Annotated in this window: 21 protein-coding genes and 1 pseudogene; 9 read left to right on the forward strand and 13 right to left on the reverse strand. The window is 65.0% G+C overall.

Features of this window, described 5'->3' with window-relative positions; all coding sequences use genetic code 11:
- Nucleotides 1-260 precede the first annotated feature (260 nt).
- Nucleotides 261-2,924: pseudogene (locus ACVOLV_RS04080) on the reverse strand (TonB-dependent receptor).
- 92 nt (nt 2,925-3,016) lie between these two features.
- On the reverse strand, nt 3,017-4,036 hold the full coding sequence (locus ACVOLV_RS04085) for a glucokinase family protein (RefSeq protein WP_481553264.1): 1,020 nt from the start codon (nt 4,034-4,036) through the stop codon (nt 3,017-3,019).
- A gap of 370 nt (nt 4,037-4,406) precedes the next feature.
- Between ACVOLV_RS04085 and ACVOLV_RS04090 the strand changes: the two genes are divergently transcribed.
- The 5 genes from ACVOLV_RS04090 to ACVOLV_RS04110 are packed head-to-tail and all read left to right on the forward strand — an operon-like array spanning nt 4,407 to nt 10,084.
- A complete protein-coding gene (locus ACVOLV_RS04090) occupies nt 4,407-5,696 on the forward strand; it encodes a sugar MFS transporter (RefSeq protein ID WP_481553265.1) in 1,290 nt (429 codons plus the stop codon).
- A 43-nt stretch (nt 5,697-5,739) separates the two neighbouring features.
- The gene (locus ACVOLV_RS04095; protein ID WP_481553266.1) at nt 5,740-6,816 is read left to right on the forward strand and encodes a LacI family DNA-binding transcriptional regulator; all 1,077 of its coding nucleotides are present in this window, start codon (nt 5,740-5,742) and stop codon (nt 6,814-6,816) included.
- Nucleotides 6,817-6,822: 6 nt separating this feature from the next.
- On the forward strand, nt 6,823-7,851 hold the full coding sequence (locus ACVOLV_RS04100; RefSeq protein ID WP_481553267.1) for an SIS domain-containing protein: 1,029 nt from the start codon (nt 6,823-6,825) through the stop codon (nt 7,849-7,851).
- The gene (gene nagA / locus ACVOLV_RS04105) at nt 7,851-8,993 is read left to right on the forward strand and encodes an N-acetylglucosamine-6-phosphate deacetylase (RefSeq protein ID WP_481553268.1); all 1,143 of its coding nucleotides are present in this window, start codon (nt 7,851-7,853) and stop codon (nt 8,991-8,993) included. Before ACVOLV_RS04100 ends, nagA begins: the two co-directional genes overlap by 1 nt.
- 23 nt (nt 8,994-9,016) lie before the next feature.
- Nucleotides 9,017-10,084, forward strand: a complete 1,068-nt coding sequence (locus ACVOLV_RS04110) for an acyltransferase family protein (protein WP_481553269.1) — start codon at nt 9,017-9,019, stop codon at nt 10,082-10,084.
- A gap of 166 nt (nt 10,085-10,250) precedes the next feature.
- Here the strand turns inward: ACVOLV_RS04110 and ACVOLV_RS04115 are convergent, their stop codons facing one another.
- Both ACVOLV_RS04115 and ACVOLV_RS04120 read right to left on the reverse strand, forming a co-directional pair.
- Nucleotides 10,251-11,471 carry a multifunctional CCA addition/repair protein gene (locus ACVOLV_RS04115; protein ID WP_481553270.1) on the reverse strand — a complete coding sequence of 407 codons (1,221 nt, stop codon included), beginning with the start codon at nt 11,469-11,471 and terminating at the stop codon, nt 10,251-10,253.
- Nucleotides 11,472-11,773: 302 nt separating this feature from the next.
- The gene (locus ACVOLV_RS04120; RefSeq protein WP_481553271.1) at nt 11,774-13,717 is read right to left on the reverse strand and encodes a transglycosylase SLT domain-containing protein; all 1,944 of its coding nucleotides are present in this window, start codon (nt 13,715-13,717) and stop codon (nt 11,774-11,776) included.
- Nucleotides 13,718-13,900: 183 nt separating this feature from the next.
- Between ACVOLV_RS04120 and ACVOLV_RS04125 the strand changes: the two genes are divergently transcribed.
- A complete protein-coding gene (locus tag ACVOLV_RS04125; RefSeq protein WP_481553272.1) occupies nt 13,901-14,311 on the forward strand; it encodes an ExbD/TolR family protein in 411 nt (136 codons plus the stop codon).
- A 163-nt stretch (nt 14,312-14,474) separates the two neighbouring features.
- Complete coding sequence (locus ACVOLV_RS04130; protein ID WP_481553273.1) at nt 14,475-15,350, forward strand: EamA family transporter; 876 nt, start codon at nt 14,475-14,477, stop codon at nt 15,348-15,350.
- 8 nt (nt 15,351-15,358) lie between these two features.
- On the opposite strand, the gene ACVOLV_RS04135 is transcribed toward ACVOLV_RS04130, so the two are convergent.
- The 4 genes from ACVOLV_RS04135 to ACVOLV_RS04150 all read right to left on the reverse strand — a co-directional run bounded on the left by ACVOLV_RS04135 (nt 15,359) and on the right by ACVOLV_RS04150 (nt 18,634).
- A complete protein-coding gene (locus ACVOLV_RS04135; protein WP_481553304.1) occupies nt 15,359-16,096 on the reverse strand; it encodes an endonuclease/exonuclease/phosphatase family protein in 738 nt (245 codons plus the stop codon).
- A 71-nt stretch (nt 16,097-16,167) separates the two neighbouring features.
- Nucleotides 16,168-16,977: a thiol:disulfide interchange protein DsbA/DsbL gene (locus ACVOLV_RS04140; protein ID WP_481553274.1), complete on the reverse strand. Its 810-nt coding sequence runs from the start codon at nt 16,975-16,977 to the stop codon at nt 16,168-16,170.
- 129 nt (nt 16,978-17,106) lie between these two features.
- The gene (locus ACVOLV_RS04145; RefSeq protein WP_481553275.1) at nt 17,107-17,754 is read right to left on the reverse strand and encodes a thiol:disulfide interchange protein DsbA/DsbL; all 648 of its coding nucleotides are present in this window, start codon (nt 17,752-17,754) and stop codon (nt 17,107-17,109) included.
- A 94-nt stretch (nt 17,755-17,848) separates the two neighbouring features.
- The gene (locus tag ACVOLV_RS04150) at nt 17,849-18,634 is read right to left on the reverse strand and encodes a c-type cytochrome (protein ID WP_303747452.1); all 786 of its coding nucleotides are present in this window, start codon (nt 18,632-18,634) and stop codon (nt 17,849-17,851) included.
- Nucleotides 18,635-18,807: 173 nt separating this feature from the next.
- Between ACVOLV_RS04150 and yihA the strand changes: the two genes are divergently transcribed.
- Nucleotides 18,808-19,449: a ribosome biogenesis GTP-binding protein YihA/YsxC gene (yihA, locus tag ACVOLV_RS04155; protein WP_481553276.1), complete on the forward strand. Its 642-nt coding sequence runs from the start codon at nt 18,808-18,810 to the stop codon at nt 19,447-19,449.
- Between the two features lie 289 nt (nt 19,450-19,738).
- Here yihA and ACVOLV_RS04160 read toward each other — a convergent pair whose 3' ends face one another.
- The 3 genes from ACVOLV_RS04160 to ACVOLV_RS04170 form a co-directional block, all read right to left on the reverse strand.
- Nucleotides 19,739-20,716, reverse strand: a complete 978-nt coding sequence (locus ACVOLV_RS04160) for an MBL fold metallo-hydrolase (protein ID WP_481553277.1) — start codon at nt 20,714-20,716, stop codon at nt 19,739-19,741.
- Nucleotides 20,717-20,816: 100 nt separating this feature from the next.
- Nucleotides 20,817-21,650, reverse strand: coding sequence for a helix-turn-helix domain-containing protein (locus ACVOLV_RS04165; protein WP_481553278.1), 834 nt, complete (start codon nt 21,648-21,650; stop codon nt 20,817-20,819).
- A 3-nt stretch (nt 21,651-21,653) separates the two neighbouring features.
- Nucleotides 21,654-22,352, reverse strand: a complete 699-nt coding sequence (locus tag ACVOLV_RS04170; protein WP_481553279.1) for a VIT1/CCC1 transporter family protein — start codon at nt 22,350-22,352, stop codon at nt 21,654-21,656.
- Between the two features lie 203 nt (nt 22,353-22,555).
- Here ACVOLV_RS04170 and ACVOLV_RS04175 point away from each other — a divergent pair, with 203 nt between their 5' ends.
- A complete protein-coding gene (locus ACVOLV_RS04175; RefSeq protein ID WP_481553280.1) occupies nt 22,556-23,920 on the forward strand; it encodes a glutamate--cysteine ligase in 1,365 nt (454 codons plus the stop codon).
- A 104-nt stretch (nt 23,921-24,024) separates the two neighbouring features.
- Here the strand turns inward: ACVOLV_RS04175 and ACVOLV_RS04180 are convergent, their stop codons facing one another.
- Together ACVOLV_RS04180 and ACVOLV_RS04185 are read right to left on the reverse strand one after the other, a co-directional pair.
- Entirely contained in the window at nt 24,025-25,458 is a 1,434-nt protein-coding gene (locus ACVOLV_RS04180; protein ID WP_481553281.1) for a HAMP domain-containing sensor histidine kinase, read from the reverse strand.
- Complete coding sequence (locus ACVOLV_RS04185; protein ID WP_481553282.1) at nt 25,455-26,165, reverse strand: response regulator; 711 nt, start codon at nt 26,163-26,165, stop codon at nt 25,455-25,457. Before ACVOLV_RS04185 ends, ACVOLV_RS04180 begins: the two co-directional genes overlap by 4 nt.
- Nucleotides 26,166-26,177 lie beyond the last annotated feature (12 nt).

A 26,177-nucleotide genomic window follows, 5' to 3' on the forward strand; every position in this document is an offset into this window, starting at 1 on the left:
AGGAATCTTGTGTAGTGCCGAGCCATGCTCGGCAAGGTGTTGCTGCTGTTGTTGCTGCTGCTGTTGCTGTAGTGCCCAGCCATGCTCGGCAGCGCCGGCATTGCCGAGCGGAGCCGCTGCCGAGCATGACTCGGCACAACATGGGCAAGGGCATTGCCGAGCATGGCTCGGCACTACATCAAAGGCCAAAAAAAACCGGGCCCGGAATGATCCAGGCCCGGCGGGTCACACTAACCGGCGATGGTGCGTGCCGGGATCGATCAGAACTTGAAGCGCAGGTTGGCCATGTAGCGACGGCCGGTGTAGTACTCCGCTGCCAGCGCCTCTTCCTGGGCAACATACTGCTTGTACTTCTCGTTCAGCAGGTTCATCGCATCCAGCGAAAGGCTCAGGTTGTCGGTGAAGTTCCAGCCCAGGCTGGCGCTCAGGTCGGCATACGCAGCGGTGGTTGCGGCCGGTGCGCCAGCGACATAGCCCACGCCCTCGTACTTGCTGCGCCAGTTGTAGTTGACGCGGACGCTGAACTGCTCGTTTTCAAAGTACGGGCTGACGCTGACGGTGCTGCGCGACAGATAGGGCATGTTGTTGCCCGCATCCGTATCGCCGGTCGCGTAGGTGTAGTTGGCAATCAGGCCCAGGCCGGTATCGCCAAACGCCTGCTGGTAGTTGACGTTGAAGCCGCGGACGCTGGCGCCACCGGCATTGCGCGGACGGGTGACGCTGTAGTCGCAGAAGCCATCGGCCAGGCAGCCATGCGAACCAACGGTCGTGGCCCAGGTAGCCGGGTTGCTGTCACGCATCGAGTTGTAGCGGCGCTCGGTGCCCGGGGTCTGCAGTACGTAGTTCTGGGTCTGCTTCAGGAACACGGAGCCGGCCAGGATCGACTGCGGTGCGAAATACCACTCGGCCGACAGGTTGAAGTTGTAGGCCTTGTACGGATCCAGATCCGGGTTGCCGCCCGAGCCGGTCATCATGGTGTCGTTGAGGAACAGGTTGTTCGACATCAGGTTGTACGGCGCCCAGGCTATGACCTTGGCAGCGGATGCGCGCAGCACCACGTCGCCGCCGTTGTCATAGACAAGGTTGAGCGAGGGCAGCATGTTGCTCTTCTTGCTCTTGCTGGTCTGCCACCAGTCGGCCGGTGCCGGCAGCACCGGCACGTTGTCGCCATACACATAAGCGCTGCTGTCGGTCTTGGTCTGGACCCAGCGAAGGCCGACATTGCCGCGCAGGGCGCCGGTGGAGAAGTTCAGCTGCGTGTAAGCGGCGGTGGTCTTCTGCTCCAGTTCCCAGGTGTTGTTCAACAGGCTGGAAGCGTCAGAGCGCGAGTAATCCACGGGGCTGCCATGGATCCAGTTGATCACGTTGCCCTGGCCGACCTGCGGGTGGTGGCTGGTGTTGCCGAACACGCCGCCCATGCTGCCGAGCAGATTGGTGTTGCCGATGGTGCCGACGTCGGCCAAGGTGCCGGTACGCACGCCGCCGTACACGCCAAGGCCGTAGTTCTCGGTGTGCTCGGTGCGACGCACGCCGACCAGCAACTGGTTGAAGATGCTGTCGAAGTTCTTGCTGAAATCCAGCTGCGCGTACTTGTCCTTGGCTTCGGAGCTGAACACGCCGTTGTTGCCGAAGATGTTGCCCCAGTTGGCCGGGTCGTAGTAGTCAGCCTGATCGTCGGCCTGGAAGCCCTTGCGGTAGTCCCAGCTGTAGGCGCCGCTGTAGACCGGCTCGATCAGGTACTGGCTGATGCTCGGGTTCTAGGACTTGCTGGTGCCGATCTTGCCGCCCAGCTTCCAGCCGTCACCGCGGTACTGCAGGTCCAGATCAACACCCTTGGTCGTCACTTCCGAGAAACGCACCTGGTTGTCGTAGATGATGCCGGTGCCGCTGCCCGGATTGGCATTGGTGTGACCGCCAGTGACGAAGCCGCCCGGGCCGGTCGGGTTGAAGTAGTCGACGGCCTGCATGGACGAGTTGTTCTGCGTCATGAAGTTGTACATCGACTGGTTGTAGCTGTCGAAGTTCTCCTTGATGTACAGGCCGCTCAAGGTGCCTTCGAACTGGTCGTTGGGCTTGAACTGCAGGTTCACCAATGCGCTGTCGCGCTTGCGCTCCTGCTGGAAGTAAGCAACGTTGACTTCCTGGGCGACGCGATCGGTTGGACGCAGCTCACCCTTGGCAATCTGCGCGGCAACGTTCGGATTGACTGCGGCGAAGTCGGCAACGGTGCTGTAGCCGAAGATCTCGATGCCCTGGCGATCGACCTTTTCTTCGTGGCGCTGTGCGGCGACGTTGACGCCCCAGGTGGAGTCGTCATTCTTCCAGCTGTACAGCACCGAGATGTTCGGGCTGCCCTTTTCGGCCTGGTCGTTGTAGCTGTAACCGACCGAGCCACTGACCGAGTTGGCGTCCATGTCCAGCGGCTTGCGCGAATGCATCATCACCGTGCCGCCGAGGCTGCCTTCCGGCAGACGGGCTTCGGAGGACTTGATGATTTCCAGGCGGCCCAGCACTTCCGGGGCCAGCATGGTGTAGTCAAAGCCGCGGTTCGGCGATTCGCCGTACAGCCAGATGGCCTGGGCCACCGGGTGACCATCGATGAAGCTCAGGTTGAGGCTTGGATCGGTGCCGTCGATGCTGACGCGCTCGCCCTGGCCGAAGCGGCGGTCGATGGTGACGCCCGGGATCAGTGCCATGGCTTCAGCGGCATTGGTGTTCGGGAACTTGCCGATGTCTTCGGCGGTGATCGACTCGGAGACCGTGTCGTTGTTGCGCTTGCTGTCCAGCGACTTTTCGAGACTGGCGCGGATACCGGTGACGGTCACGGTGTCCAGGTCGGTGGCGGTCTTTGCGGCTTCCTGCGCGTGTGCGCTGAAAGCGAGACAGCTGATGATGGCTGCCGAAAGCATAGTCTTGCGATGCATGTTGTCTCTCCTCAACATCAAGATTGATTGGCACTGTGTGCCGCGTTACTACGGGTCCTGCTGGTGGATCTGTTGCTTATGCTGCTGAAGGCTTACGTGGCCGACTTTTCCAGATACCAACTGGCGGCGCCGATGACGCCCAGTTGCCCGTGCTCTACCAGCTTCACGGGAATGCTTTGCAACGCCTTGCGCATCGGCCCCTTGTTGAGGAAGCGCTCGACGAAGGTGCTGTTCAAAAGAAACTGGCTGATCTTCGGCAGGATGCCGCCAGCCAGATAGATGCCGCCCTGCACGCCGTAGAGCAGGGCCATGTCGCCGATGGTCGAGCCGAGGATTCCGCAGAACAGCTGCAGGGTTTCCACGGCCAGCGGATCGCTGCCATCGCAGGCGGCGGCGCTGACGGCATCGGGGGTGGTGTGCACCGGCGCGACGCCGCGCACCGCGCACAGCGCGTTGTACAGGTTCAGCAGGCCGGGGCCGGACAGTGCCTGTTCGATCGACACATGCGGACGGTCCTGCAGCATCTGCTGCAGCACGGCCATTTCCAGTTCGGTGGTGGCGGCCAGCGAGGCCTGGCCGGCTTCGGTAGCCAATACCACCGCGCGGTTGCCGACCGGGATCCATACCGCTGCACCCAGGCCGGTGCCCGGGCCGATCACCAGGGTCGGGCCGCGTTCGGCTTCGGCCGGGCCGGTCAGCTGCAACACCTGGCTGGCGCTGATATGGCCGGCGGCATGCGCGACCGCTTCGAAGTCGTTGACCAGATGCACACCTGCAAAGCCGAGGTCATCGCGGATGCGGGTGGAGGACAGCGGCCACGGCAGGTTGGCGGAGATCACGGTGCCGTCGGGCAGGGCGTAGCCAGCGGTGGCAATCACGCAGTGCTCGACCGGCGGGTTGTGGCTGGCGAAGTCGGACAGGATCGCACTGAGGCTGGCGAAGTCCGCACAGCGGTACTTGCGATAGGACAGCACATCGATGGACGGGTCGTTTGCTGCCGCCGCCCGGATCAGGCCGACGCGGACGTGCGTGCCACCCACGTCGGCGGCGAAGAAGGGCCGGCTGGCGGGGTCAAGGCGGGTGGTCTGTAGTGGGGGGACGACAGCGGTCACTCGGGTTCCCTATGGCGAGGCGGAGCGCCCGGAGGGGGCGCCATTCGGGGGCGAGTCTGTAATCGTTCTGACAACGATGTCAACGAATAATTGAAACTTTCGATGCTGCGCCGCAGCGTGTCTGCGCAAACCTTGTGCCGCCTGCATTTGTTGCATCCGATAGCGTGTAGCCGCTTAACTTGCGGGGTTTTACGCCGAAAGCCTGATTCTTGCGGGCTTGTGGGACATTCCTGATGAGTTGCCGGAATAACCCTGCGGAGCTGCGTTGTTGACAAACTTGTCCGCAGCAAACAATAAATGTGACAACGTTGTTCCCACGTAAATCGCCGGACGGCCCGATCCGTCTCCCGCATCCGCAGGAGCTTTGCCCATGTCTGCTGTTCCCGACTCGACGCCGCGTACCAGCATGGCGTCGTCCATTGCCATCGTCGGCGTGTTGTTCTTCATCATCGGCTTCTGTACCTGGATCAACGGCCCGTTGATCACCTTCGTCAAGCTGGCCTTCGACGTGAACGAGGTATCAGCCTTCCTGGTACTGATGGTGTTCTACCTGTCGTACTTCTTCCTGGCCCTGCCGGCGTCGTGGATCCTCGGCCGCACCGGCATGAAGAAGGGCCTGGCGTTGAGCCTGGCAGTGATGGCGGTTGGCGCGATGGCGTTTGGTGAATTCGCCACGCAGCGCTGGTTTGGCGGCGCGCTTGCTGGTCTGTTCGTTATCGGCGGCGGCATGGCCTTGCTGCAGACCGCAGTCAATCCTTACATCAGCATCCTGGGGCCCATCGAAGGCGCAGCGCAGCGCATCGCATTGATGGGCATCTGCAACAAGATCGCCGGCATCATCGCACCAGTGATGATTGGTACGTTTGTGCTGCATGGCATCGGCGATCTGGAAAGCCAGGTGCAGGCGGCAGACGCTGCCACCAAGGCTGACCTGCTCAATACCTTCGCCGCCAAGATCCACACGCCGTACATGGTGATTGCCGGTGTGCTGCTGCTGGTGGCAGTTGGCGTACTGTTCTCGCCGCTGCCGGAAGTGCAGCCGGACCAGGCCAATGCCGTGGCCAACGACGGCAAGGCCGCCAAGCGCAGCATCTTCCAGTTCCCGCACCTGTGGCTGGGCGTGATGTGTCTGTTCGTCTACGTCGGCGTGGAAGTGATGGCCGGTGACGCCATCGGTACCTACGGCAATGCCTTCGGCCTGCCGCTGGACCAGACCAAGCTGTTCACCTCCTACACCCTGTTCGCGATGCTGGTGGGTTATGTGATCGGCCTGTTGGTGATCCCGCGCTTCATCTCGCAGGAAAAGTATCTGGCAGTGTCGGCCGTGCTTGGCGTGGTCTTCACCCTGGGCGCGTACTTCACCCACGGCTACGTGTCGGTGGGCTTCGTCGCGGCACTGGGCTTTGCCAACGCGATGATGTGGCCGGCGATCTTCCCGCTGGCGATCCGCGGCCTGGGCCGTTTCACCCAGATCGGCTCGGCCCTGCTGGTGATGGGTATTGCCGGCGGCGCGATCATCCCGCAGGCCTTCGCCCTGCTTAAGCATGCGTACCCGGAGCACTTCCAGCTGGTGTTCGCCGCACTGATGATCCCCTGCTACCTGTACATCCTGTACTTCGGCACCGTTGGCCATAACGCGGGCAAGGCACGTGGCGCCTGAATCAAGCATCATGGCGGCAATCGAGCCAACGCGGGAACCGGTAATGCGTAGACCCACCATCAAGGATGTCGCCGAGCGTGCCAAGGTCTCTTTGAAGACCGTCTCGCGGGTGATCAACAACGAGCCTTCGGTGATGCAGGCCACCCGCGCGCGCGTACTGCGCGCGGTGGCCGAGCTGGACTACGAGCCCGATCCGTCCGCGCGCAACCTGCGCAGCAACACCACCTTCGTGATCGGGCTGGTGTACGACAACCCCAATCCGTACCACATCATCGGGGTACAGAACGGCGTGTTGTCGGCCTGCCGCGAGACCGGCTTCGGCCTGCAGATCCATCCCTGCGACTCGACCTCACCGATGCTGGCCGAGGAACTGGCCGACTGGGTGCAGCGTTCGCGCCTGGCCGGGCTGGTGCTGACCGCACCGATGTCCGAGCGCCCGGAGCTGGTGTCCGCGCTCAATGCGCGCGGTATCAAGACCGTGCGCATCATTGCTGCCACCGAAGACCCGGGCGACGGCCCCTGCGTATTCGTCGATGACCGCGATGCAGCCTATGAGATCACCGAGCACCTGATCCAGCTCGGCCACCAGCGCATCGGTTTCCTGTGGGGCGGCACCTCGCACCGTAGCAGCGGCGAGCGCTATGCCGGCTACGAAGCGGCGCTGAAGGACTACGGCATTCCGCTGGACAAGCATCTGGTGATCCCTGGCGACTACACCTTCGATGATGGCTTCCGTGGTGCGCGCCGCCTGCTGGCGCTGCGCCAACCGCCTACCGCCATCTTTGGCTCCAACGACGAAATTGCCGCTGGCGTGCTGGCTGCGGCCAATTCGGCTGGCTTGAACGTGCCTTACGACCTGTCCATCGCCGGTTTCGAGGACAGCCCGTTCTCGCGCCAGTCGTGGCCGGCGCTGACCACCGCCAAGCAGGCTACCGGCGACATTGCCCGCCATGCCGCGCGCCTGTTGATCAGCCAGCTGCGCACCGACGCCTACGAAGACAGCCCGGCACAGCTGCAGAACCAGGGCTTCGTACCGCAGCTGGTGGTACGTGGTTCCACCGCACCGCTGCGCCAGCAGCCGTCGCGACCTCCTTCATCTCCCCCCGACCTCTCCGAGTAACGATCCATGGCACTGCCGAGTGAAACCGAAACCCTGATGTTCAACGAGGCCGCCGAAAGCGCCTCTGTCATCGCCGCCCAGTTCGCACGTAATCGCGACGTGGTGCAGGCCCTGGCCGCCGACCTGCGCCAGAACCCGCCACCGTTCGTTGTCACCTGCGCCCGTGGCAGTTCCGATCACGCGGCTACCTATGCCAAGTATCTGTTCGAGACCCAGCTCGGCCTGGTCACCGCCTCGGCCTCGCCATCGGTGGGCTCGGTGTATGAAGCGCCGCTGCAGCTGCGCGGCGCGCTGTACATCGTGATTTCGCAGTCGGGCAAAAGCCCCGACCTGCTGCGCAATGCCGAGGCTGCGAAGGCTGCTGGTGCGCGCGTGGTGGCACTGGTCAATGTCGAGGATTCGCCGCTGGCATTGCTGGCCGAAACCGTCATCCCGCTGGGCGCCGGCGTCGAGCGCAGTGTCGCCGCGACCAAGAGCTACCTGGCGTCGCTGGCGGCGATCCTGCAGCTGGGCGCGTACTGGAAGAATGATCCGGCCCTGATCGCCGCGCTGGATGCCTTGCCGGCCGCGATGTCCGACGCCTGGGCATGTGACTGGACCGCAGTGACAGAGGGTCTGGTCGATGCGCACAACCTGTTCGTGCTCGGCCGTGGCCCGGGCCTGGCCGCCGCGCAGGAAGCCGCGCTGAAGTTCAAGGAAACCTGCGGCCTGCACGCCGAAGGCTATAGCTCAGCCGAAGTGAAGCACGGCCCGATGGCGCTGGTTGGCCGCGACTTCCCGGTGCTTGCCTTCGCGCAGCCCGACGAAACCGGCGCCGGCACCCGTGCCGTGGCCGAAGAGTTCGCTGCACGCGGCGCACAGGTGTGGCTGACCGGCGAGGGCGGCAACCTGCCGACCGCATCTGCTCCGCATCCGCTGTGCGCACCGCTGCTGACCATCCAGAGCTTCTACCGCGCGATCAACGCACTGGCGCTGCGCCGTGGCAACAACCCGGACCTGCCGCCGCACCTCAACAAGGTGACGGAAACGGTTTGATGAAAACCGCGCTGCGCAATGGCCGGGTACTTGCCGGCGAGAACTTCCATGACGATGTCGCGGTACTGATCGAAGACGGCCGCATCACTGCGGTCGTCGCCAGCGATGACCCGGCGGTTGCCGCGGCCGACGCGCAGGTGGACCTGGGCGGTGGCTGGCTGCTGCCCGGTTTCATCGACGCCCAGGTCAATGGCGGTGGTGGTGCGCTGTTCAACAACCAGACCGATGTCGATGCATTGCGCACGATGGTGGCTGGGCATCGCCGCTACGGCACCACCGGCATGCTGCCGACCCTGATCAGCGACGATGCCGAGGTGATGGCGCGCGCGGTGCAGGCGACCCGCGAGGCGATTGCCGCCAAGGTGCCGGGCGTGCTCGGCATCCATCTGGAAGGCCCGTATATCGCACCGGCGCGCAAGGGCACGCACGATGCCGGCAAGTTCCGTGTGCCGGATGCCGATGAAGTACGCATGGCGACGGCGCTGGATAACGGCGTCACCCTGATTACCTTGGCACCCGAACGCGTGCCGGCGGCGACGATCCAGCAGATGGTAGCCAATGGCGCCATCGTTGCTGCCGGTCATACCGCTGGCACTTACGACGAGATCCGCGCCGGTCTGGATGCCGGCATCACCGGTTTCACCCATCTGTACAACGCCATGTCGCCGCTGCAGGGGCGCGATCCCGGTGCTGTGGGCGCGGCCTTGGAAGATGCCGACAGCTGGTGCGGCGTGATCGTCGATGGCGTGCACGTACATCCGGCCAGCCTGCGCGTGGCGCTGGCAGCCAAGCCGCGCGGCAAGGTGTTCCTGGTCACCGATGCGATGCCGATGGTGGGCTCGGATAATCCGGCCTTCGAGCTGTACGGCGAGACCATCACCGCCGTTGATGGCGTGGTCCGCAACGCAGCCGGTGCCTTGGCGGGCTCGGCCTTGGACATGATCACCGCCGTGCGCAATACCGTTGGTTTGTTGGGTTTGTCACTGGCCGAAGCCTCGCGCATGGCATCGACGTATCCGGCGCAGTTCCTGGGTCTGGATGATCGCTACGGGCACATTGCGGCCGGCTACCAGGCCGACTTCGTCCTGCTGGACAGCGATCTGCAGGTGCAGGGCACCTGGATTGCCGGCCAGCGCGACTGAGTTTCGGCCTGAGAGTAGCGCCCATGAACAAAGCCATCCGTTATGCCTCGGTGGATGCCCTGCGTGGCATCACCGTGGCGGCCATGCTGCTGGTCAATAATCCCGGCAGCTGGAGCCATGTCTACGCGCCGCTGCTGCATTCGGAATGGAACGGCTGCACGCCGACCGACCTGGTGTTTCCGTTCTTCCTGGTGATCGTCGGCGTGTCCATCGCGCTGGGCGTGGTACCGCGGGTGGAGCAGGGAGCTGATCGTGGTGCGTTGAGCAGAACGGTGTTGATCCGCGCCGGCCGCATCCTCGGTTTGGGCTTGTTGCTGCACTTTCTAGCCTGGTGGTGGTTGGACCTGGCGCATTACCGGCCATGGGGCGTGCTGCAGCGCATTGGCCTGTGTTTCGCGCTTGCGGGCATGGCGGCGATCTGGTTGAAGCCGCGGCTGCAGTGGTTGTGCATCGGCGTGTTGTTGTCCGGCTACGCTGCGCTACTGGTGGCAGGTGGCTCGTTGGAGCCGTGGCTCAATCTCAGCAGCCGCGTGGATACCACGTTGTTTGGGGCGCTGCTGTATCAGTACGATCCGGTGACAGGTCATGGCCATGATCCGGAAGGCCTGATGTCCACGCTGGGTGCACTTGCCTCGACCTTGCTCGGCCTGCGTGCCGGTGCGCTGTTGCGGCAGCGTCCGTGGCGGTTGCTGCCTGCTGCTGTGTTGCTGTTGATTGCCGGCGGCTTGTGGGCGCAGTGGCTGCCCTTGAACAAGAACCTGTGGACCTCGTCGTATGTGCTGTGGACGGGCGGATGGGCATTTGCGGGCCTGTGGTTGGCGCACATCCTGATTGATTGCCGGCAATGGCCGGCGCTCGGTCGCCGCTTCGGTGTCAACGCGATCACCGCCTATGCCGGTTCCTCGGCGGTGGTACTGGCGATGATGGCCACCGGCAGCTGGAACTGGCTGTGGGAGCAGCTGTTCAACCGCTGGCTGACCCCGCTGGGCGGCGCACAGTTCGCCTCGCTGGCGATGGCCTTGAGCTTCGTGGCGATCTGGTGGTTGCCGATGGCGTGGATGGATCGCCGCAGGATCTATCTGAAGATCTGAAGTGGCCGGTTGTGGGTTTGTGGGAGCGGCGTAAGCCGTGAAGCCACTAGTGCGAAAGGCAACGAAAGATCATGCAATTGCAGGCAGCTGGTTTTGTTGTTGCATTACCAGTTTCGCGGCTTACGCCGCTCCCACAACATCCAACGGCTGCGACAGCGGCTGGCAATCACCGCGCCGTACTGATCGCCTTGATCCGTGCCTTCTTCAAGGCTTCACCAATGGCCGGCCCTTGCAGGCCTTCCGTGGCGATGTCGCGTGCATTGATCGCCAACGCAGCCGCATGCAGGCGTAGCAGGGTTGCCCGCTGCGGGTAGTCGCTGTCTTCGAAGCCGAGCCGGCCGCGCTTGTCGCATTCGCAGACCAGGGCCATCTGTGTGATGCGTTCGGGTCGGCGGAAGCCGTCGCAGCGCTGGATCAGTTCCAGTACGGTGGCGTCGCGCAGTTCGTCGATGCGATGCACGTTGAGGTGCTCGCGGCAGACCGCTTCTGCCAACTGGCGATGGTCGAGCGGAATCTTCAGGCGCTCGCAGAGCTGGGCCAGCGGCTTCAGGCCGCGCTGTTCATGCATGATGTGGCGCGGTAGTTCGTCGGTCGGGGTCAAGGCCTTGCCCAGATCATGGGTGAGCGCGGCGAAGCCGATCAGGTCGTCGCCAGGTGCCAGCCGTGCGGCCATGTCACTGACCATTTCCTGATGCACGCCGGTATCCACTTCCGGGTGGAATTCGGCACGCTGCGGTACGCCGTACAGCGCGTCTACCTCAGGCAGGATCACCGCCAGTGCGCCGGTGTCGTGCAGGCAGCGCAGGAAGGCTGATGGTTGCTTCATGCTCAGGCTGCGGCGCAGCTCCTGCCAGATACGTTCCGGCACCAGGGCATCGAGTTCGCCGCTGGCAGCCATTTCGCGCATCAGTGCGGCGGTTTCCGGTGCCAGGGTGAAGCCAAGGGGGGCGAAGCGGGCCATGAAGCGTGCCGCTCGCAGCACCCGCAGCGGATCTTCGACGAAGGCCGGGCCGACATGGCGCAGCACCCGTTGTTCGATATCGCGCACGCCGCCCCAGGGATCGACCAGTTCGCCGGTCTCCTCGTCGCGGGCAATGGCGTTGATGGTGAAGTCGCGGCGCTGCAGGTCTTCTTCCAGCGACACCGAGGGGTCGGCATCGACCACGAAGCCGCGATAGCCGCGACCGGATTTGCGCTCGGTACGTGCCAGTGCGTATTCCTCACCGGTCAGCGGATGCAGGAAGACCGGGAAATCCTTGCCAACGGCCTTGAAGCCATCCGCCTCCATCTGCGCTTGAGTGGCACCGACCACCACCCAGTCACGGTCACCGGCCTGCAGGCCGAGCAGTGAATCGCGGACAGCGCCGCCGACAAGATAAGTCTTCATGCGGTCATGATAAGTCGGATGCGGTGTTGCACATGTAGTGCCGAGCCATGCTTGGCAGGGGGCGGGGCGTTTTGTAGGAGCGGCGTAAGCCGCGAAGCTGACAATGTCGGAAGGCCTCAAAAGCCAACCCCTCCCCAGCCCTCCCCTTCGCTACGCGAAAGGGAGGGGGCAGAAGCGGTAGTGCCGAGCCATGCTCGGCAGGGGCTTTGCAAGCGAAAAAGCTGCCCTCACCCCAACCCCTCTCCCGCTAGCGGGAGAGGGGCTGAAGCGATAGTGCCGAGCATGGCTCGGCACTACAGGCGTTACGGAGCCGATTGGCAGCTGAAGGCTTTACGCGCGCCCTGGGTCCTGCCGACCATGCGGTCGCTCAGGGTCAGGGCGTTGTTGTTCAGACGCCAATCGTAGATCACGCTGAAAGCCAGCACGCGCGCCACGTACTCGCGGGTTTCCTTGTAACTGATGGTCTCGATCCAGAAGTCCGGGTCGTAGTTCGGGCGCTGGCTCTGCCAGCGTGCGGTCGGGGTGGGACCGGCGTTATAGGCGGCGATGGTGACGTAGGGCAGGCCGCTGTACTTGTCCATCAACTGCCGCAGGTATGCGGTGCCGATGGCGATGTTGGTGTCCGAGTCGTACAGGCTGGCCGCACCGCCATAGCCGCTCAAACCAATACTCTTGGCCACGCTGGCGCCGGTGGCGGGCAATACCTGCATCAAGCCCATGGCATTGGCCGGCGAGCGTGCGTTCGGATTGAAGATGCTCTCGGCGCGGATCTCGGCAGCAATCCAGGCCGGATCCAAGGCGTTGCGGGCGGCTTCGCGGCGGATGGTGTCGTCGTGGTGCAGCGGGAAGCGCAGGTTGTACAGGCGCATCTCCTGCGGGCCTTTCAATGCAAACACTGCACGATCGAACCAACCGTTGTTGCTGGCCACTTCCACGGCAAGACGGCGCTGGCTGTCGTCGAAACGTGACAAGGCTTCGGCCCATTCGCGTGCGGCCCAGCTTGGGCGTTCGATCTTGAACAACTCGATCGCGCGTACCAGCGCGGGGTCACGGGCAACTGCGCTCTTTGCCGCTGCGCTGTCGCCCGGATTCCACGGGCACAGGTTGTAGGGCTGCTTGAGTTTGTCGGCGGCGAGGAAGCCGTGGAAGGTAGGCTCGGTCGAGGCGGCTCGGTACAGTGCGGTCGCCTCGGCGGGCTTGCCGGTCTTTTCCAGCAGGCGGCCTTCGAACCAGCGCCAGCGTGAATCGTTGCGCTGGCTGGCCGGCATCTTGCGGATGGCAGTCAATGCCGCCGGCCAGTCGCCGCGTGCCATCGCTTCGCGTGTGCGCCATTCGTGCAGGCGTTCGTCATAGGCCGATTCGGGCACGGCGGCCAGGCGCCGCGCCGAATCCGGAAGGTAGGACGCCACTGTCCACAATGCGATCTCGTACAGCACCTGCCCTTGCTGCTCGGCGCTCAAGGCAAGTGCCTGGGCGTACTGCGGCAACTGCAGTTCGGCGGCGCCGGGGTCGGCCTTGGCCAGCTTCTGCAGGCCGTCGACGGCGATGCGACGGCTGCGTTCGTTCTTTGGCCAGTTCAGGGCGCGCGCGTCGGGCTTGTCGACGAAGGCGGCGTAGTCATTGGCCTGGGCAAGCTCGGTGGCTGGCAGACCACGTGCGGCGGCGCGCATCACCGCCGCTTGCTGCGCATCGGCGGCAGCGTCGATGCGTTCCCAACGCAGCGCTGGGGTCAGGCCGCCGCGGCTGGCGAGGACTGCAAATACCGGGTCGCAGCCATCGGGCAGCGACTTTCCAGCGCTGCGCCAGACGGACTGGGCGTCGCTGGTCCATTGCGCGTCGGCCTTGCCGGTGGCCTGCCGTGCATTGAGCTCGGCACAGCGCAGGCCGGGATCGTTGCTGGTTTTCCAGTTGGCCAGCAGTGTCGGCCAGTCCTGGCGGCGGGCAAGTGCCGGCAACCACACCGAACGGAAGCTCTCGGCCACCGCCTGGCCCTGGTAGCGCTTCAGGAAATCCTCTGCCTGCGCCGTTGACAGCGTGTCGATGTTGCGGCGCAGGGCACTGAATTCCAGCCAGCCATACAGTGGGTGGTTACGCAGTGGTGCAGCGGCGCTGGCATCGAACTGGCCGCGCTCGGCGTTGTCGATGGCAGTACGCATCGCGGTGCGCTGCGCGTCCAGGTTCTGGGCTTGGGCGCAGGCGCTGACCAAGGCGGTGAGGGCAGCCAACGGCAGGAGAAATTTGTTCATGGCCGAAGGATAACGGCCACGGCGTCAATGGCCGAGCGACAGCCCAACCCGCACATGAACGGGTCGGCCCGGCGCTGGCATGCCAACGAAAGCTGAACGGCGCAGGGCAGGGCTGGTGGAAACCCGCAAAGGCAGGCGTAGCTTCGGCCTTGAGGCAGCCGGCCTCGCCCTGGGGGAACTGGAATGGCATTCAGTGCAGCAGGCAGTAGCGGGCGTCCACTGGCCGATATCAACGTGACCCCGCTGGTCGACGTGATGTTGGTGTTGTTGATCATCTTCATCGTGACCGCGCCGATGGTGTCGGTGCCGATCCCTGTCGATCTGCCACAGCACAGCAACAAGATCGTGCAACGAGTCGATCCACCACCACCCATCGAGCTGCGGGTGGACGCCGCCGACCAGCTCTACTGGAATGGAGAATTGCTGGCGATCGGTGACTTGCAGGCGCGCCTGCAGGCGCAGGCCGATCTGTATGAGGGCAATTCGCCCGAGTTACGCATCGATGCCTCACCCGATGCGCAGTACCAGGTGATGGCCAAGGTGTTGGCGGCTGCCAACAACGCCAAGATGCAGCGTATCGCCTTCATTCAGTAGGGGCGCGCGGTGGCAGGCATCAGCTGCCCGACGTGGTAGCTGATGGCTTGCTTCGGCTGTGGTTGCCTTGGTGCTGCCACCCCAGCGTTGCAGCATCTGCTGATCAGTCACTGTTCTGCCGTCGCCGCTGCCGGTTGTAGTGCAGGCCGAATACACTAGGCGCATGCAAAATTCCCGATTCGCATCGCTGTTGCCGGTGCTGGCGGTGCTCGGTTCGGTGACCTCGTTGTCGATCGGCACCTCCTACGCCAAAAACCTGTTCCCCATCATTGGTGCGCAAGGCACCAGCGCGTTGCGCGTGGGTTTTTCGGCGCTGTTCCTGTTGCTGCTGTGGCGGCCATGGCGCTGGCGCACCAGCCGCGCTGATGGCGCGGCGATCCTGCGCTACGGGCTGACGCTGGGGCTGATGAACCTGTTGTTCTACATGGCGCTGCGCACGATCCCGTTCGGGATTGCCGTTGCCATCGAGTTCACCGGCCCGCTGGCGGTGGCGATGTTCTCTTCGCGGCGGCCGATCGATTTCGTATGGGTCGGCTGTGCGTTGGTCGGGCTGGTGCTGTTGCTGCCGCTGGACGGCGGCCAGGCCTTGGACCCGGTTGGGGTGATGTATGCGCTGGGTGCTGCATTCTGCTGGGCGCTGTACATCATCTACGGCAAGCGCACCGGCCATCTGCATGCCGGCCACAGCGTGTCACTGGGCTTGCTGGCGGCGTCGCTGGTGGTGGTGCCGGTCGGCGTTGCACACGCCGGCATGGCGCTGCTGGAGCCGAAGATCCTGTTGGCGGGCTTCGTGGTGGCGGTGGTGTCCAGTGCCATCCCGATGTCGCTGGAAATGATGGCGCTCAAGCGCCTGCCCAAGGAAACCTTCGGCATCCTGATCAGCATGGAGCCGGCAGTGGCAGCGTTGTGGGCGTTGCTGTTGCTGCACGAGCACCTTACCGGCCTGCAATGGCTGGCGATCGGCTGCACGGTGTTGGCGTCGGCGGGCAGTACCTTGACCGCGCGGCGGCGGCCACCGCCTGCAGCGGTTGCAGGCTGAAGCGGCGCTCAGCGCAGGCTGTCGGCGGGGACTTCGACTTCCATTTCAACGGCCAGATGATCCGAGTGCGCGGCCGGAACGGCGCGGGTGTCGAGCATCTTCAGGTTGTCGGAAATCAGGATGTGGTCGATGGCGCGGTCCGGGCCCCAGCTGGGGAAGGTCGGTACCAGGCAGCTCGGCGGCTGCAGCCGGGTCTTGTGGTACAGCACGCGCATTTCCGGGCGGTCAGCCTTGCAGTTGAAGTCGCCCATCAATACCGCGTTGGGATGATCGGCCAGTACGTCGGAAATGAAGTCCAGCTGCGACAGCCGCGAGCCGGTGCCCAGTGATAGATGGGCCACCGCAACGGTCAGACCTTCCTTGCCATCGCCATAGCGGGCGACCAGCAGACCACGGCCCCCGATGCGGCCGGGCAGGGCGTGGTCCTGTACTTCTACCGGTTCCAGACGGCTCAGCAGGCCATTGGCACTGGAGGCCACGCCGCCCATGCGGCGGTTGGGCTGGTGCGCCCAGTAGTTGAAGCCCGCACGTTCGGCCAGGTAGTGGGTCTGGTTGGTGAAGCCCGAGCGCAGGCTGCCCGGATCGGCTTCCTGCAGGCCGACGATGTCGCGGCCGCTGGCCAGTTTGGCAATCGCGTCCAGGCTGGAGCGTTTCTGGCCGGCAGGCAGCGCATGTGACCAGCTGCGGGTCACATAGTCGCTGTAGCGGCGGGTGCTGGAACCGGCCTGGATGTTGGCGGTCAGCAATCGCAATGTCTGGGTAGGGGATTTCACGACGGGTCGAACTCAAGGGCCTCGTTGCCGAGGCCCTTGATACCTCACTTGGCGTTGGCGGCGCGTTCGCGCGCGATCAGGTGGTCGGCAATGCGGAGCATGTCCTCATAGCCCTTGCCCTTGACCAGGTACTTGCCGTTGATGATCAGCGACGGGGTACCGGTGATCTTGCTGCGCTGGGCGAACTGCTTGCCGCGGTTGACCTTGGCGGCGACACCGAAGCTGCCCATGGTGTCGGCGAAGGTCTTGGGGTCGACGCCGTACTTGCCGTAGAAGTTGGCGATGTCCTGGACCGAGTCGCTGCCGCGCTCACCCTTCAGGGTCTGCTCGATGTGGATGGCCGAGTACAGCGCGTCGTGGGTCTTTTCCTGCACGCCCAGAGTCTCTGCGGCATAGAAGGCACGTGCGTAGTTGTCCCAGGTACCGCCGAAGGCAGCCGGTACGTAGACGAAGTTCACGTCCGAGGGCAGGCCAGCTTTCCACGAGCTGATCAGCGGCTGGAAGCGGGCACAGGCCGGGCAGACGTAGCCGAAGATCTCGGTAACTTCGACCTTGCCGGTGGCCGGCTGGAACGGCTGGCCGCCTTCGATGGCGACGTAGTCGGTGCCGGCAACCGGCTCCGGGCCAACCAGGCGGGCCTGCGCCGGTACTGGAGTCGCGACCGGGGCATCGGTTGCGGTAGCTGCGGCGGCCGGGGCGGCTGCATCAGCGGCCGGAGCCGGGGTAGCAGCCGGAGCGGCTTCGGTGGCGGCCGGGGCTGCCGGAGCGGTGGTGTCAGCGGTGCCATCCTGGGCTTTGCAGGCAACCATCAGCGGCAACAGGGCGGTCAGGGCCAGGGCGAAGCGGATCTTCATCGTGAGGGATCTCCAGCAGGGTGTGTTGGGGCGCCGGGCAGTGAGTCTGCAACCGGCGCGCGCAGGGACGCATTATGTGCGTATTCGGCTGAACAGGTGACCCGGCTCAGCCGGGCTTCAGCCTGGGTTTCAGCGGCGGCCGGCGCCAGTGCGTTCGCGGGCCACCAGGGCACCGGCGATGCGCAGGGTGTCATCAAAGGTCTTGCCCTTGACCAGGTATTTGCCGTTGACGATCAGCATCGGCGTGCCGGTGACCTTGACCCGCATGGCGAAGGCGCGGGCGTACTTGACCTTGTCATCCACCTGCTGGCTGCGCAGGGCTTCGACAAAGCGCTGCGGCTGCACGCCGTACTGGGCATAGAACGTGGCCAGTTCATCCGGCGAGACGTTCTGCACCGGCAGGCTGCCCTGCACATGCAGTGCCTTGAACACGTCGGCATGGCTGCGCTGGCGTACACCGACCTGCTCGGCGGCATAGAAGGCGCGTGCGTAGGAATCCCAGTAACCGCCGAATGCCGCCGGCACCGGGGTGAAGCGGACGTCAGCCGATTGCTTGGCGACCCAGGCTTCCAGCTGCGGCTCGAAGTGGGCGCAATGTGGGCAGGTGTAGCCAAACACCTCGACTACCTCGATCTTGCCGGCCAGCGGTGCGAACGGGCCCGGCTCGGCGATCAGTTCATAGTCATCGCCTTCGACCAGCGCGGTAGGGGAGGCGGCACAGGCCGAGAGCGGGGCTATTGCCAGCAGCATCAGCAACAGTCGGGGGAACAACTTCATCGTGGGGAGTCTCCGTTGGAAAAACAGACGCCGACCTCGCGGCCGGCGTGTCTGCATGGGGCAGTTGCCGGGTCGCCGGAGCGACCGGCGGGTATCAGTGTTGCGCGGCAGCGCTGGCTACCGTGGCATCGTTGGCCCGATCATGCAGGCCTTGGATGTAACTGGCTAGCGCCTGGATCTCCTGTCCGGTCAGCGCGTGGCTGATCTGGGCCATGATCTTGAACTGCGCGGCATCGGCTTCGCCGGTCTGGCCAGACTGGTAGCGTTGCAGACGTTGAACGACATAGCCTGCATGTTGGCCGCCGATATGCGGATACGCTGGACCCGGGTTACCTGCGCCGGTTGGCCCGTGACAGGCGATGCAGGCCGGGATGTTGCGGGCGCTGTCACCGCCGCGGTAGAGCTTCTGGCCGACTTCGAAGAACTTCATGCCTTCGTAGGGGCCTTCACTGACCACGGCGTCGTCGGCAACGCCGGCGCCGGATTTCTGGGTGGCGAAGAAGGCGCCGATGTCGCGCATGTCCTGCGGGGTCATGCCCTGCACGAACGGCAGCATCGCCGCCACCGCGCCCTCAGTGCGCTGGCCGCTGACAATCAAGGCCAGCTCCTTGGCGGTATAGCGCTCGCTCTGGCCGGCCAGGCGCGGGTAGATCTCCACGGCAGAGTTGCCGTCGGCACCATGGCAGGCCGCGCAGGTTGCGGCTTTGGCTTCGCCGGCCTTGGCATCACCGGGCTTGGTCTTGCTGAAGTCGACCTCCAGCGAGGCGGTCTGCACGGGCGCATTGTCCGGCACGGCGATGACCGAGCTCTGGGCAAAGGCGACGGCGGCGATTACGGGGACTACCAGTGCTGCAACGGCAAGAACACGAGCATGGCGCATGCTGAAGCTCCGTGTGGACCGGGCCGGGCGGGGCTTTCCGCCGGCATCGCCCGGATTATCAACGGCGTTTTGCGGCACGGTCAACGCAGCAGTGCAGCAAAATCGACAGGGCGGGTGGACCCGGGACAGCGGCCAAGCCGACGCGCGGCGTCGCAACATGCGATCCTATGCATATGTCATTGCTCATCGAACGCGCCCGTTACCACCTTTCCGCCCACAATTCGCGGCAGTTGCCGCCGGATCTGGGGTCCGAAGTGGCATTTGCCGGTCGCTCCAACGCCGGCAAGTCCAGCGCGCTCAACGCGCTGACCCGCCAAAATTCCCTGGCCCGCGTCTCCAAGACCCCCGGCCGCACCCAGCAGCTGGTGTTCTTCGAGGTAACCCCCGAGGCGCACCTGGTCGATCTGCCCGGCTACGGCTACGCCAAGGTGCCGCTGGACCTGCAGGCCCACTGGCAGGCCTTCATCGACCAGTATTTCCGCACCCGCAACGCGCTCAAGGGCCTGGTGGTGGTGATGGATATCCGTCATCCGCTGAAGGACTACGACCGGCAGATGCTGGGTTATGCGGTACAGCGCGGCCTGCCCGCGCACGCGCTGCTGACCAAGGCCGACAAGCTTGGCCGTGGCCAGCAGATGCAGACCCTGCAGAAGGTGCGCAAGGAACTGCATTCGATCTTTGGCGACACCGTCAGCGTGCAGACCTTCTCCGGCGAGTCGCGCCAGGGCGTGGACGAAGCACGCGGCATCATCGGCGGCTGGCTGGGCTTGAACCCGCCGGCAGCCGACGGTGCAGGGGATGTGGGAGCGGCGTGAGCCTTGTAGGAGTGGCGTAAGCCGCGAAGCTGACAATGTCTGGATTGTGGGAGCGGCGTAAGCCGCGAAGTTGATGCCCTGTCAGTATCCACCGCACAACAAACGCCGCCTTGTCAGGGCGGCGTTTTTGTTTTGTGGTTTTGTGCTTGTTGCCAAAGCCAAAGCCAAAGCCAAAGCCAAAGCTGCCCGCACCCCTACCCCTCTCCCGTATACGGGAGAGGGGACAGCAACGGCAGCAGCAACGGCAGCAGCAACGGCCAAAGCAACAGCTACAGCTACAGCTACAGCGTCACTTCAACGGTGAGAACTCACCCGGCACCCACGCAAACGCTTCACCCTCGCGACGTACATGCCCCAGGCCCGGGAACGGCAGGTGCGCGCCGGCTACCCACCAGCCGTGATCTGACGCCTCCGCCATCAGCCGACGACGGCTGGCAATTGCAGCGGTGCGGTCGCTGTCGGCTTCAAATGCGGCGTCGGGACGGGCGAACTGGACCGCGTGGAAATGCACGATGTCGCCCCACACCAGCAGCTGCTGGCCGCTGCCGCCTTCGAGCAGATACGAGACATGGCCGGGGGTATGGCCGTGGCTGTCCAGCGCGGTAATCCCGGTCGGCAGGCGCTCGCCCGGGGCGAAGCGGTGCAGCGTGCCGGCGGCTGCGTAAGGCGCGACTGCAGCGCGCGCCAGGGCAAACGCGAACCGTAGCGGCTGCGGAGCGGTGGCTTCGCTGGCCGAGTCCAGCCAGTACGCGGCATCGGCCTGCGACAGCCATACCGTGGCTTTCGGGAAGGCCGCCTTGCCCTGTGCATCGAGCAGGCCGCACATGTGGTCAGGGTGGGCGTGGGTCAGCAGCACGTCATCGACCTCGGCTGGGTCGTAGCCGGCGGCACGCAGGTTGCTCAGCACCTGACCCAGGCCAATGCCGGCGCCGAAGCATTGCGCGGTGCCGGTGTCGATCAGGCTCAGATGATCGCCGCGTTGCACCAGATAGGCGTTGACCGCGGTCTGCAGGCCTTTGCCATCTTCCGGCACATAGCCATGCTCAAGCAGCCGGGTGACGGCGCCGGCATCAATGCCCACCAGTGCCTGCCGGCCCAGTGCCACCGTGCCGTCGAACAAGGCGGTGACCTGCAGTTCGCCGATCTGCTGGTGATAGACACCGGCAACCTGCTGCTGCGGGGCATGGGTGCTGCGCGCCTGTGCGCCGCAACTGATGGCAAGGATCAACAAGGCAGCGGCGATACGGTGGCGGCGGCGGATACGCATGGGGGCTCCTGCAGGGACGGCTATGCCGTGGAGCCTTCATGCTGCGCCGGAGTGCACTCGCGTTTCGCTCACAATGGTGCGCGAAACGCTCGCATCGCGATCAACTGTTGCCGATAGCCGCCGGCTCAAGCCCATAGCGCGCGGCAAAGCGCTTGTTGAAACTGCCAAGCGAGCGATAGCCGGCGCGCGCTGCCACGGTCTTCAATGGCAGGCGGGTGGTGTAGAGCAACTGCATGGCATGCGCCAACCGTGTGTCGGCAACCAGCTCGCGCACGCTGAGTTGTTCGCTGGCCAGGCGCCGCCGCAACGTGGCACCGCTGATGCCCAGGTGCGATTCGAAATCACGCGACTGCCAATCGCGCTCTGGCTGCGCGGCAACCAGGTCGCGGATGCGATCGCCCAGGCCTGGTTCGGGCGCCACCAACAGGCTGCCGTGGCCGCGCCGGCAGAACGCCACCACCAGTGTGGCCAAGGCCAGCCGTGCTTCGGTGTACTGGCCGTTCTGCAATGCCTGCCGCCATTGCAGCAGCGCTGCTCCGTGCTCGGCCAGTGGCAGGCGCGCCAGCGTATTGCCGGCATCGGGCAGGGCATCACTCCACAAGGCGCGCGCCGCGGCCAGGACTTCCGGGCATAGCGGCACGATGGCGCTCAGATACAGACCACTATGTGGATCGGGAATATTGACCACATCGATGCGGCTGCGACGGGTGATCAGGAACAGGTCACCCGGGCCGAACTCAAGTGACTGCTGCGCAGTGCGGGCGTGCTTGCGACCCTGCAGCAGGATGGCGAACTGTGGCTGCGGGATGTCCACCGAACTTGCACCGTGCTCGCGGCGCGCGGTGATGCAGGCGTAGCCCTCGGCGCGCTCACAGTCGACCAATGAGGAGAGTTGGGCCAGCAGGTTGCTGGTAGCGTCGGCGTGGATGCTCATGCGTTACACCGTGATCTGGAACAGACGGCCAATGGCGGCGGCTGCGGCCATTGCCAATGCGCCCCAGAACACCACCCGCAACGCCCCGCGCAGCACCGGTGCGCCACCAGCGCGTGCCGCCAGCGCACCGGTGATGCACAGTCCGACCAGGGTGGCGGCGGTGGTCACCTGCGCTACCAGCATGTGCGGGGCCAGCAGCGCGGTCAGTACCGGCAGTGCCGCGCCAACGATGAAAGCGCTGGCCGACGCGGCCGCTGCCTGCAGCGGGCGGGCGCGCAATTCCTCGGTGATACCCAGCTCGTCGCGCGCATGCGCGGCGAGGGCGTCGTGGGTGGTCAGCTGCTCGGCAACCTGCTGGGCAAGCTCGGGGCTGAGGCCGCGACGGCGGTAAATGCTGGCCAGCTCCTGCAGCTCGCTGTGCGGGTCCTCGTGCAGCTCGCGGCGTTCCAGTGCCAGATCGGCGTGTTCGGCATCGGCCTGGGACATGACCGAGACATACTCGCCAGCGGCCATCGACATGGCGCCGGCCACGGTGCCGGCAACGCCAGTGGCAAGGATCGCCGAGGGGCTGGCGCCGCTGGCAGCCACGCCGACCACCAGCCCGGCGACCGAGACGATGCCGTCATTCGCGCCCAGCACGGCGGCGCGCAGCCAGCCGACACGGTCCGAGCGATGGGTTTCATGATGGTGGGTGCGGCTCATCCATACAGTGTAGGGCGAGTGCCCGGTCAGCCGCGGAATGACTCGCAGGCGCAGCGCCTGCGGCGGTCAAGTCTGCTTTTATAGGACGCTGAAAACCGCTGCCGTGACACGATGGCAAGGTACGCCACGATATAGTGCGCCCTTGCGATGGCGGGGGCTGGCCCCCACCTTCCCGCCCTGACCAGAATTCTGCGAGCCTGCCCTTGTCGAGCCCGAGCCACGTCGCTGACACACCCATCACCCACCGCGACCAGTTGGTCCAGAGCATCGCGTCGGGTGAAAAGCCCAAGTCGCAATGGCGGATCGGCACCGAGCACGAGAAGTTCGGGTTCCGCCTGGATGACCTGCGCCCGCCCACCTTTGAAGGCGAGCGCGGCATCAATGCAGTACTCGACGGGCTGACCCGCTTCGGCTGGGAGCCGGTGCAGGAGAATGGCAACACCATTGCCCTGCTGCGTGATGGTGCCTCGGTGACCCTGGAGCCGGCCGGGCAACTGGAGCTTTCCGGTGCTGCGTTGGAAACCCTGCACGAAACCTGCGTGGAAACCGGCAGCCATCTCAATGAGGTGACGCAGGTGGCTGGTGAGTTGCAGCTGGGTTTCCTCGGCATGGGCTTCCAGCCCAAGTGGGCACGTGCGGACATGCCGTGGATGCCCAAGGGCCGCTACCAGATCATGAAGAGCTACATGCCCAAGGTCGGCTCGCTCGGCCTGGACATGATGACCCGCACCTGCACCACCCAGGTCAACCTGGATTACGCCAGCGAAGCGGACATGGTGAAGAAGTTCCGCGTGTCGCTGGCCCTGCAGCCGATCGCCACCGCGCTGTTCGCCGATTCGCCGTTCACCGAAGGCAAGCCCAACGGCTATCTCAGCTACCGCTCGCACATCTGGACCGATACCGATCCGGACCGCACCGGCATGCTCGATTTCGTGTTCGAGGATGGCTTTGGTTACGAGCGCTACGTCGACTACCTGCTGGATGTGCCGATGTATTTCTCTTACCGCGACGGCATCTACCACGATGCGAGTGGCCAGAGCTTCCGTGATTTCCTGCAGGGCAAGCTGCCGGTGTTGCCGGGCGCCTTGCCGACCCTGCGTGACTGGTCCGACCACACGACGACCGCGTTCCCGGAAGTACGGCTGAAGAAGTATCTGGAAATGCGCGGTGCCGACAGTGGCCCGTGGAGCCGCATCTGCGCGCTGCCGGCATTCTGGGTTGGCCTGTTGTATGACGAGACCGCGTTGAATGCAGCCTGGGACCTGGTCAAGGACTTCAGCCTGGCCGAGCGCAACGTGTTGCGCGATGGCGTGCCCAAGCACGCGATGAACCTGCCGTTCCGCAATGGCACGGTGCGTGATCTGGCCCGCGAGGCCTTGGCGATTTCGCGCGATGGCCTGCGCCGTCGTGCCGCGCTCAATGCCGATGGCCAGGATGAAACCCGTTTCCTGGATGTGCTGCAGGAGATCGTGGATTCCGGCAAGACCGCCGCCGAGCGCAAGCTGGAGCTGTTCCATGGCCGCTGGAATGGCAGCGTTGATCCGTTGTTTGGCGAGTTTGCGTACTGATAAATGCGGGTGATCGAGGTGAGGTGAGGGTTCAGGCGTTCGACTTTGTTGTTGCCTTCGCCCTTATGCCGTCATTCCCGCCTGCGCGGGAATGACGCGCCTTCTCAGGCAAGGCCAGCCTGATCAGCCGGCAGGCAAGGCAGCGTCATCAATGCACGCAGGCCGCCTTCATTGCGGTTGTGCAGGCGCAAGGTTCCACCATGATCGAGCACCACCGCATGCGCGACCGACAAGCCCAGGCCGATGCCGCCGGTATCGCGGTTGCGGGATTCGTCGCCGCGCGCGAACGGCAGGAACAGCTCGTTCTCGCGTGCGGCATCGATGCCGGGACCATCGTCGTCCACGGCAAGCACGACATTGCCGCCATCGCGGTACAACTGCAGGCGCGCGCTGCCGCCGTACTTGAGCGCGTTGTCGATCAGGTTGGATACCGCGCGCCGCAATGCCAGTGGGTCGCCAAGCAGCAGCGCTGGTTCGGCGCTGCCCAGGCTCACTTCCAGGCCGGTATCGGCGAGATCGTCGACCGCGCTTTCCACCAGGCTGGCGAAGTCGAGGCGGTCGCGTGGGCCGGGCTGCGACTGGCCGTGCAGGAAATCCAGCGCGGCAGCGATCATCCGGCTCATCTCGTCTATGTCGGCGCTGGCCTTGTCGCGGGATTCCGCAGGCAAGGCCTGCAGGCGGAATGACAGCCGCGCCAGCGGCGTGCGCAGATCGTGGGCAATCGCGCCGATGGTGCGGGTGCGCTCATCGATCAGGCGGTTGATACGCGCCTGCATGGTGTTGAACGAGTCCGCTGCGCGGGCAAGCTCGGCTGGACCAGTGCGATCCAGCGGTGCGGTGCCAGGGTGGCTGCCGAGCCGATCGGCGGCCTGGGCGAAACTGCGAATCGGTGCGGACAGCGCACGCGAGAACCACCACGCCAACGGCAGCATCGCCAACGCGCCGAGCAGGAACAGCAACAAGACATGGTTGGCCACGCTCGGCAGCGGACCGGGCATGCGGTGGGTGACGCTGCGCCAGTGGCCGTCCGGTCTGTGCAGCGCGACCATGAAGTCACCGAACAAAGGCGCGTTGGCGCGCCGGCCGATGTCGACAGGCGGCGCGTTCTGCATCATCGGTGGCGGGCGATTCATGGTCTGGTCGGGCTGCGGCCCGTTGCTGCCATCCGCGGATGGCCCGAAACGGCGCGGCGGTGGCATGTGCATGCCCATATCCGGCCCCAACCGACGCATGCCGCCGCAGTACTGGACCTGATCCAGCGGCACGCCCAGCCAACCGGCCAGACGCGCGCGCATGAAGGGGTCGGCTTGATGGCCTTCCGGGCAGGTGGGCTGGCGCGCGCTGTCGGCGACGGTCAGGCGGCTGTTGGCCGAGGGCAGTTCGCTGGACAGCAGCGCCACCACTTCCGACAGCGGCACGCCTGCCGGACGCACCGGAGGCCGGGTCAGCAGCAGGCCGATACCCAGCGCCAGCGCCACCAGCAAGGCAACCAGCAGCAGCAGGAAGGTGCGGGCGAAGATCGACAGCGGCCGCTTCACAGGCGGCGTACCGGCGGCAGCAGCAGGTAGCCCTCGTTGCGCACGGTACGGATCAGTTCCGGATGGCCGCGGTCATTCAACTTGCGGCGCAGGCGGCTGATCTGGCTGTCGATGGCGCGGTCGTAGACATCACTGCCACGGTTGCGGGCGTTGTCCAGCAACTGGTCACGGCTCAGCACCCATTGCGGATGCTCGACGAAGGCGCGCAGTAGGGTGAATTCACTGTCCGACAAGGTGACGTAGACGCCGTCGGGATCACGCAGGTCGCGGCGCAGCGCGTCCAGCCGCCAGCCGCCGAATTCGTAGACCGGGTGCGGGCTCTGGGTCTGCTCGGCATCGGCCTGCGCGCGCCGCAGGCGGGCGCGGATGCGCGCCAGCAGCTCGCGCGGGTTGCAGGGCTTGGACAGGTAATCATCGGCGCCCACTTCAAGGCCAATGATGCGGTCGGTATCGCTGCCCAGCGCGCTCAACATGATCACCGGCGGCGCGTTGCGTTCGCCGACCAGTTGACGCATCGCGCTCAAGCCATCTTCGCCGGGCATCATCACGTCCAGCACCACCAGGTCGGGGCGTTGGCTGTTCATGGCCAGGCGCATCTGTGCAGCGCTTTCGGCGGTGGCCACGCTATAACCGTGCTGGCCGAGGAAGTCGGCTATCAGGTTGCGCAGATCGGGATCGTCGTCGACCACCAGGAGATGGGTGGGCATGGGCTTCCTTTC

The sequence above is a fragment of the Stenotrophomonas sp. STEN023 genome (assembly GCF_056760135.1).

What these genes read in the sequence shown, in the direction of transcription:
- ACVOLV_RS04090 (WP_481553265.1), top strand. Translation starts at nt 4,407, where the DNA reads ATGTCTGCTGTTCCCGACTCGACGCCGCGTACCAGCATGGCGTCGTCC.
- ACVOLV_RS04095 (WP_481553266.1), top strand. Translation starts at nt 5,740, where the DNA reads ATGCGTAGACCCACCATCAAGGATGTCGCCGAGCGTGCCAAGGTCTCT.
- ACVOLV_RS04100 (WP_481553267.1), top strand. Translation starts at nt 6,823, where the DNA reads ATGGCACTGCCGAGTGAAACCGAAACCCTGATGTTCAACGAGGCCGCC.
- nagA (WP_481553268.1), top strand. Translation starts at nt 7,851, where the DNA reads ATGAAAACCGCGCTGCGCAATGGCCGGGTACTTGCCGGCGAGAACTTC.
- ACVOLV_RS04110 (WP_481553269.1), top strand. Translation starts at nt 9,017, where the DNA reads ATGAACAAAGCCATCCGTTATGCCTCGGTGGATGCCCTGCGTGGCATC.
- ACVOLV_RS04115 (WP_481553270.1), bottom strand. Translation starts at nt 11,471, where the DNA reads ATGAAGACTTATCTTGTCGGCGGCGCTGTCCGCGATTCACTGCTCGGC.
- ACVOLV_RS04120 (WP_481553271.1), bottom strand. Translation starts at nt 13,717, where the DNA reads ATGAACAAATTTCTCCTGCCGTTGGCTGCCCTCACCGCCTTGGTCAGC.
- ACVOLV_RS04125 (WP_481553272.1), top strand. Translation starts at nt 13,901, where the DNA reads ATGGCATTCAGTGCAGCAGGCAGTAGCGGGCGTCCACTGGCCGATATC.
- ACVOLV_RS04130 (WP_481553273.1), top strand. Translation starts at nt 14,475, where the DNA reads ATGCAAAATTCCCGATTCGCATCGCTGTTGCCGGTGCTGGCGGTGCTC.
- ACVOLV_RS04140 (WP_481553274.1), bottom strand. Translation starts at nt 16,977, where the DNA reads ATGAAGATCCGCTTCGCCCTGGCCCTGACCGCCCTGTTGCCGCTGATG.
- ACVOLV_RS04145 (WP_481553275.1), bottom strand. Translation starts at nt 17,754, where the DNA reads ATGAAGTTGTTCCCCCGACTGTTGCTGATGCTGCTGGCAATAGCCCCG.
- ACVOLV_RS04150 (WP_303747452.1), bottom strand. Translation starts at nt 18,634, where the DNA reads ATGCGCCATGCTCGTGTTCTTGCCGTTGCAGCACTGGTAGTCCCCGTA.
- yihA (WP_481553276.1), top strand. Translation starts at nt 18,808, where the DNA reads ATGTCATTGCTCATCGAACGCGCCCGTTACCACCTTTCCGCCCACAAT.
- ACVOLV_RS04160 (WP_481553277.1), bottom strand. Translation starts at nt 20,716, where the DNA reads ATGCGTATCCGCCGCCGCCACCGTATCGCCGCTGCCTTGTTGATCCTT.
- ACVOLV_RS04165 (WP_481553278.1), bottom strand. Translation starts at nt 21,650, where the DNA reads ATGAGCATCCACGCCGACGCTACCAGCAACCTGCTGGCCCAACTCTCC.
- ACVOLV_RS04170 (WP_481553279.1), bottom strand. Translation starts at nt 22,352, where the DNA reads ATGAGCCGCACCCACCATCATGAAACCCATCGCTCGGACCGTGTCGGC.
- ACVOLV_RS04185 (WP_481553282.1), bottom strand. Translation starts at nt 26,165, where the DNA reads ATGCCCACCCATCTCCTGGTGGTCGACGACGATCCCGATCTGCGCAAC.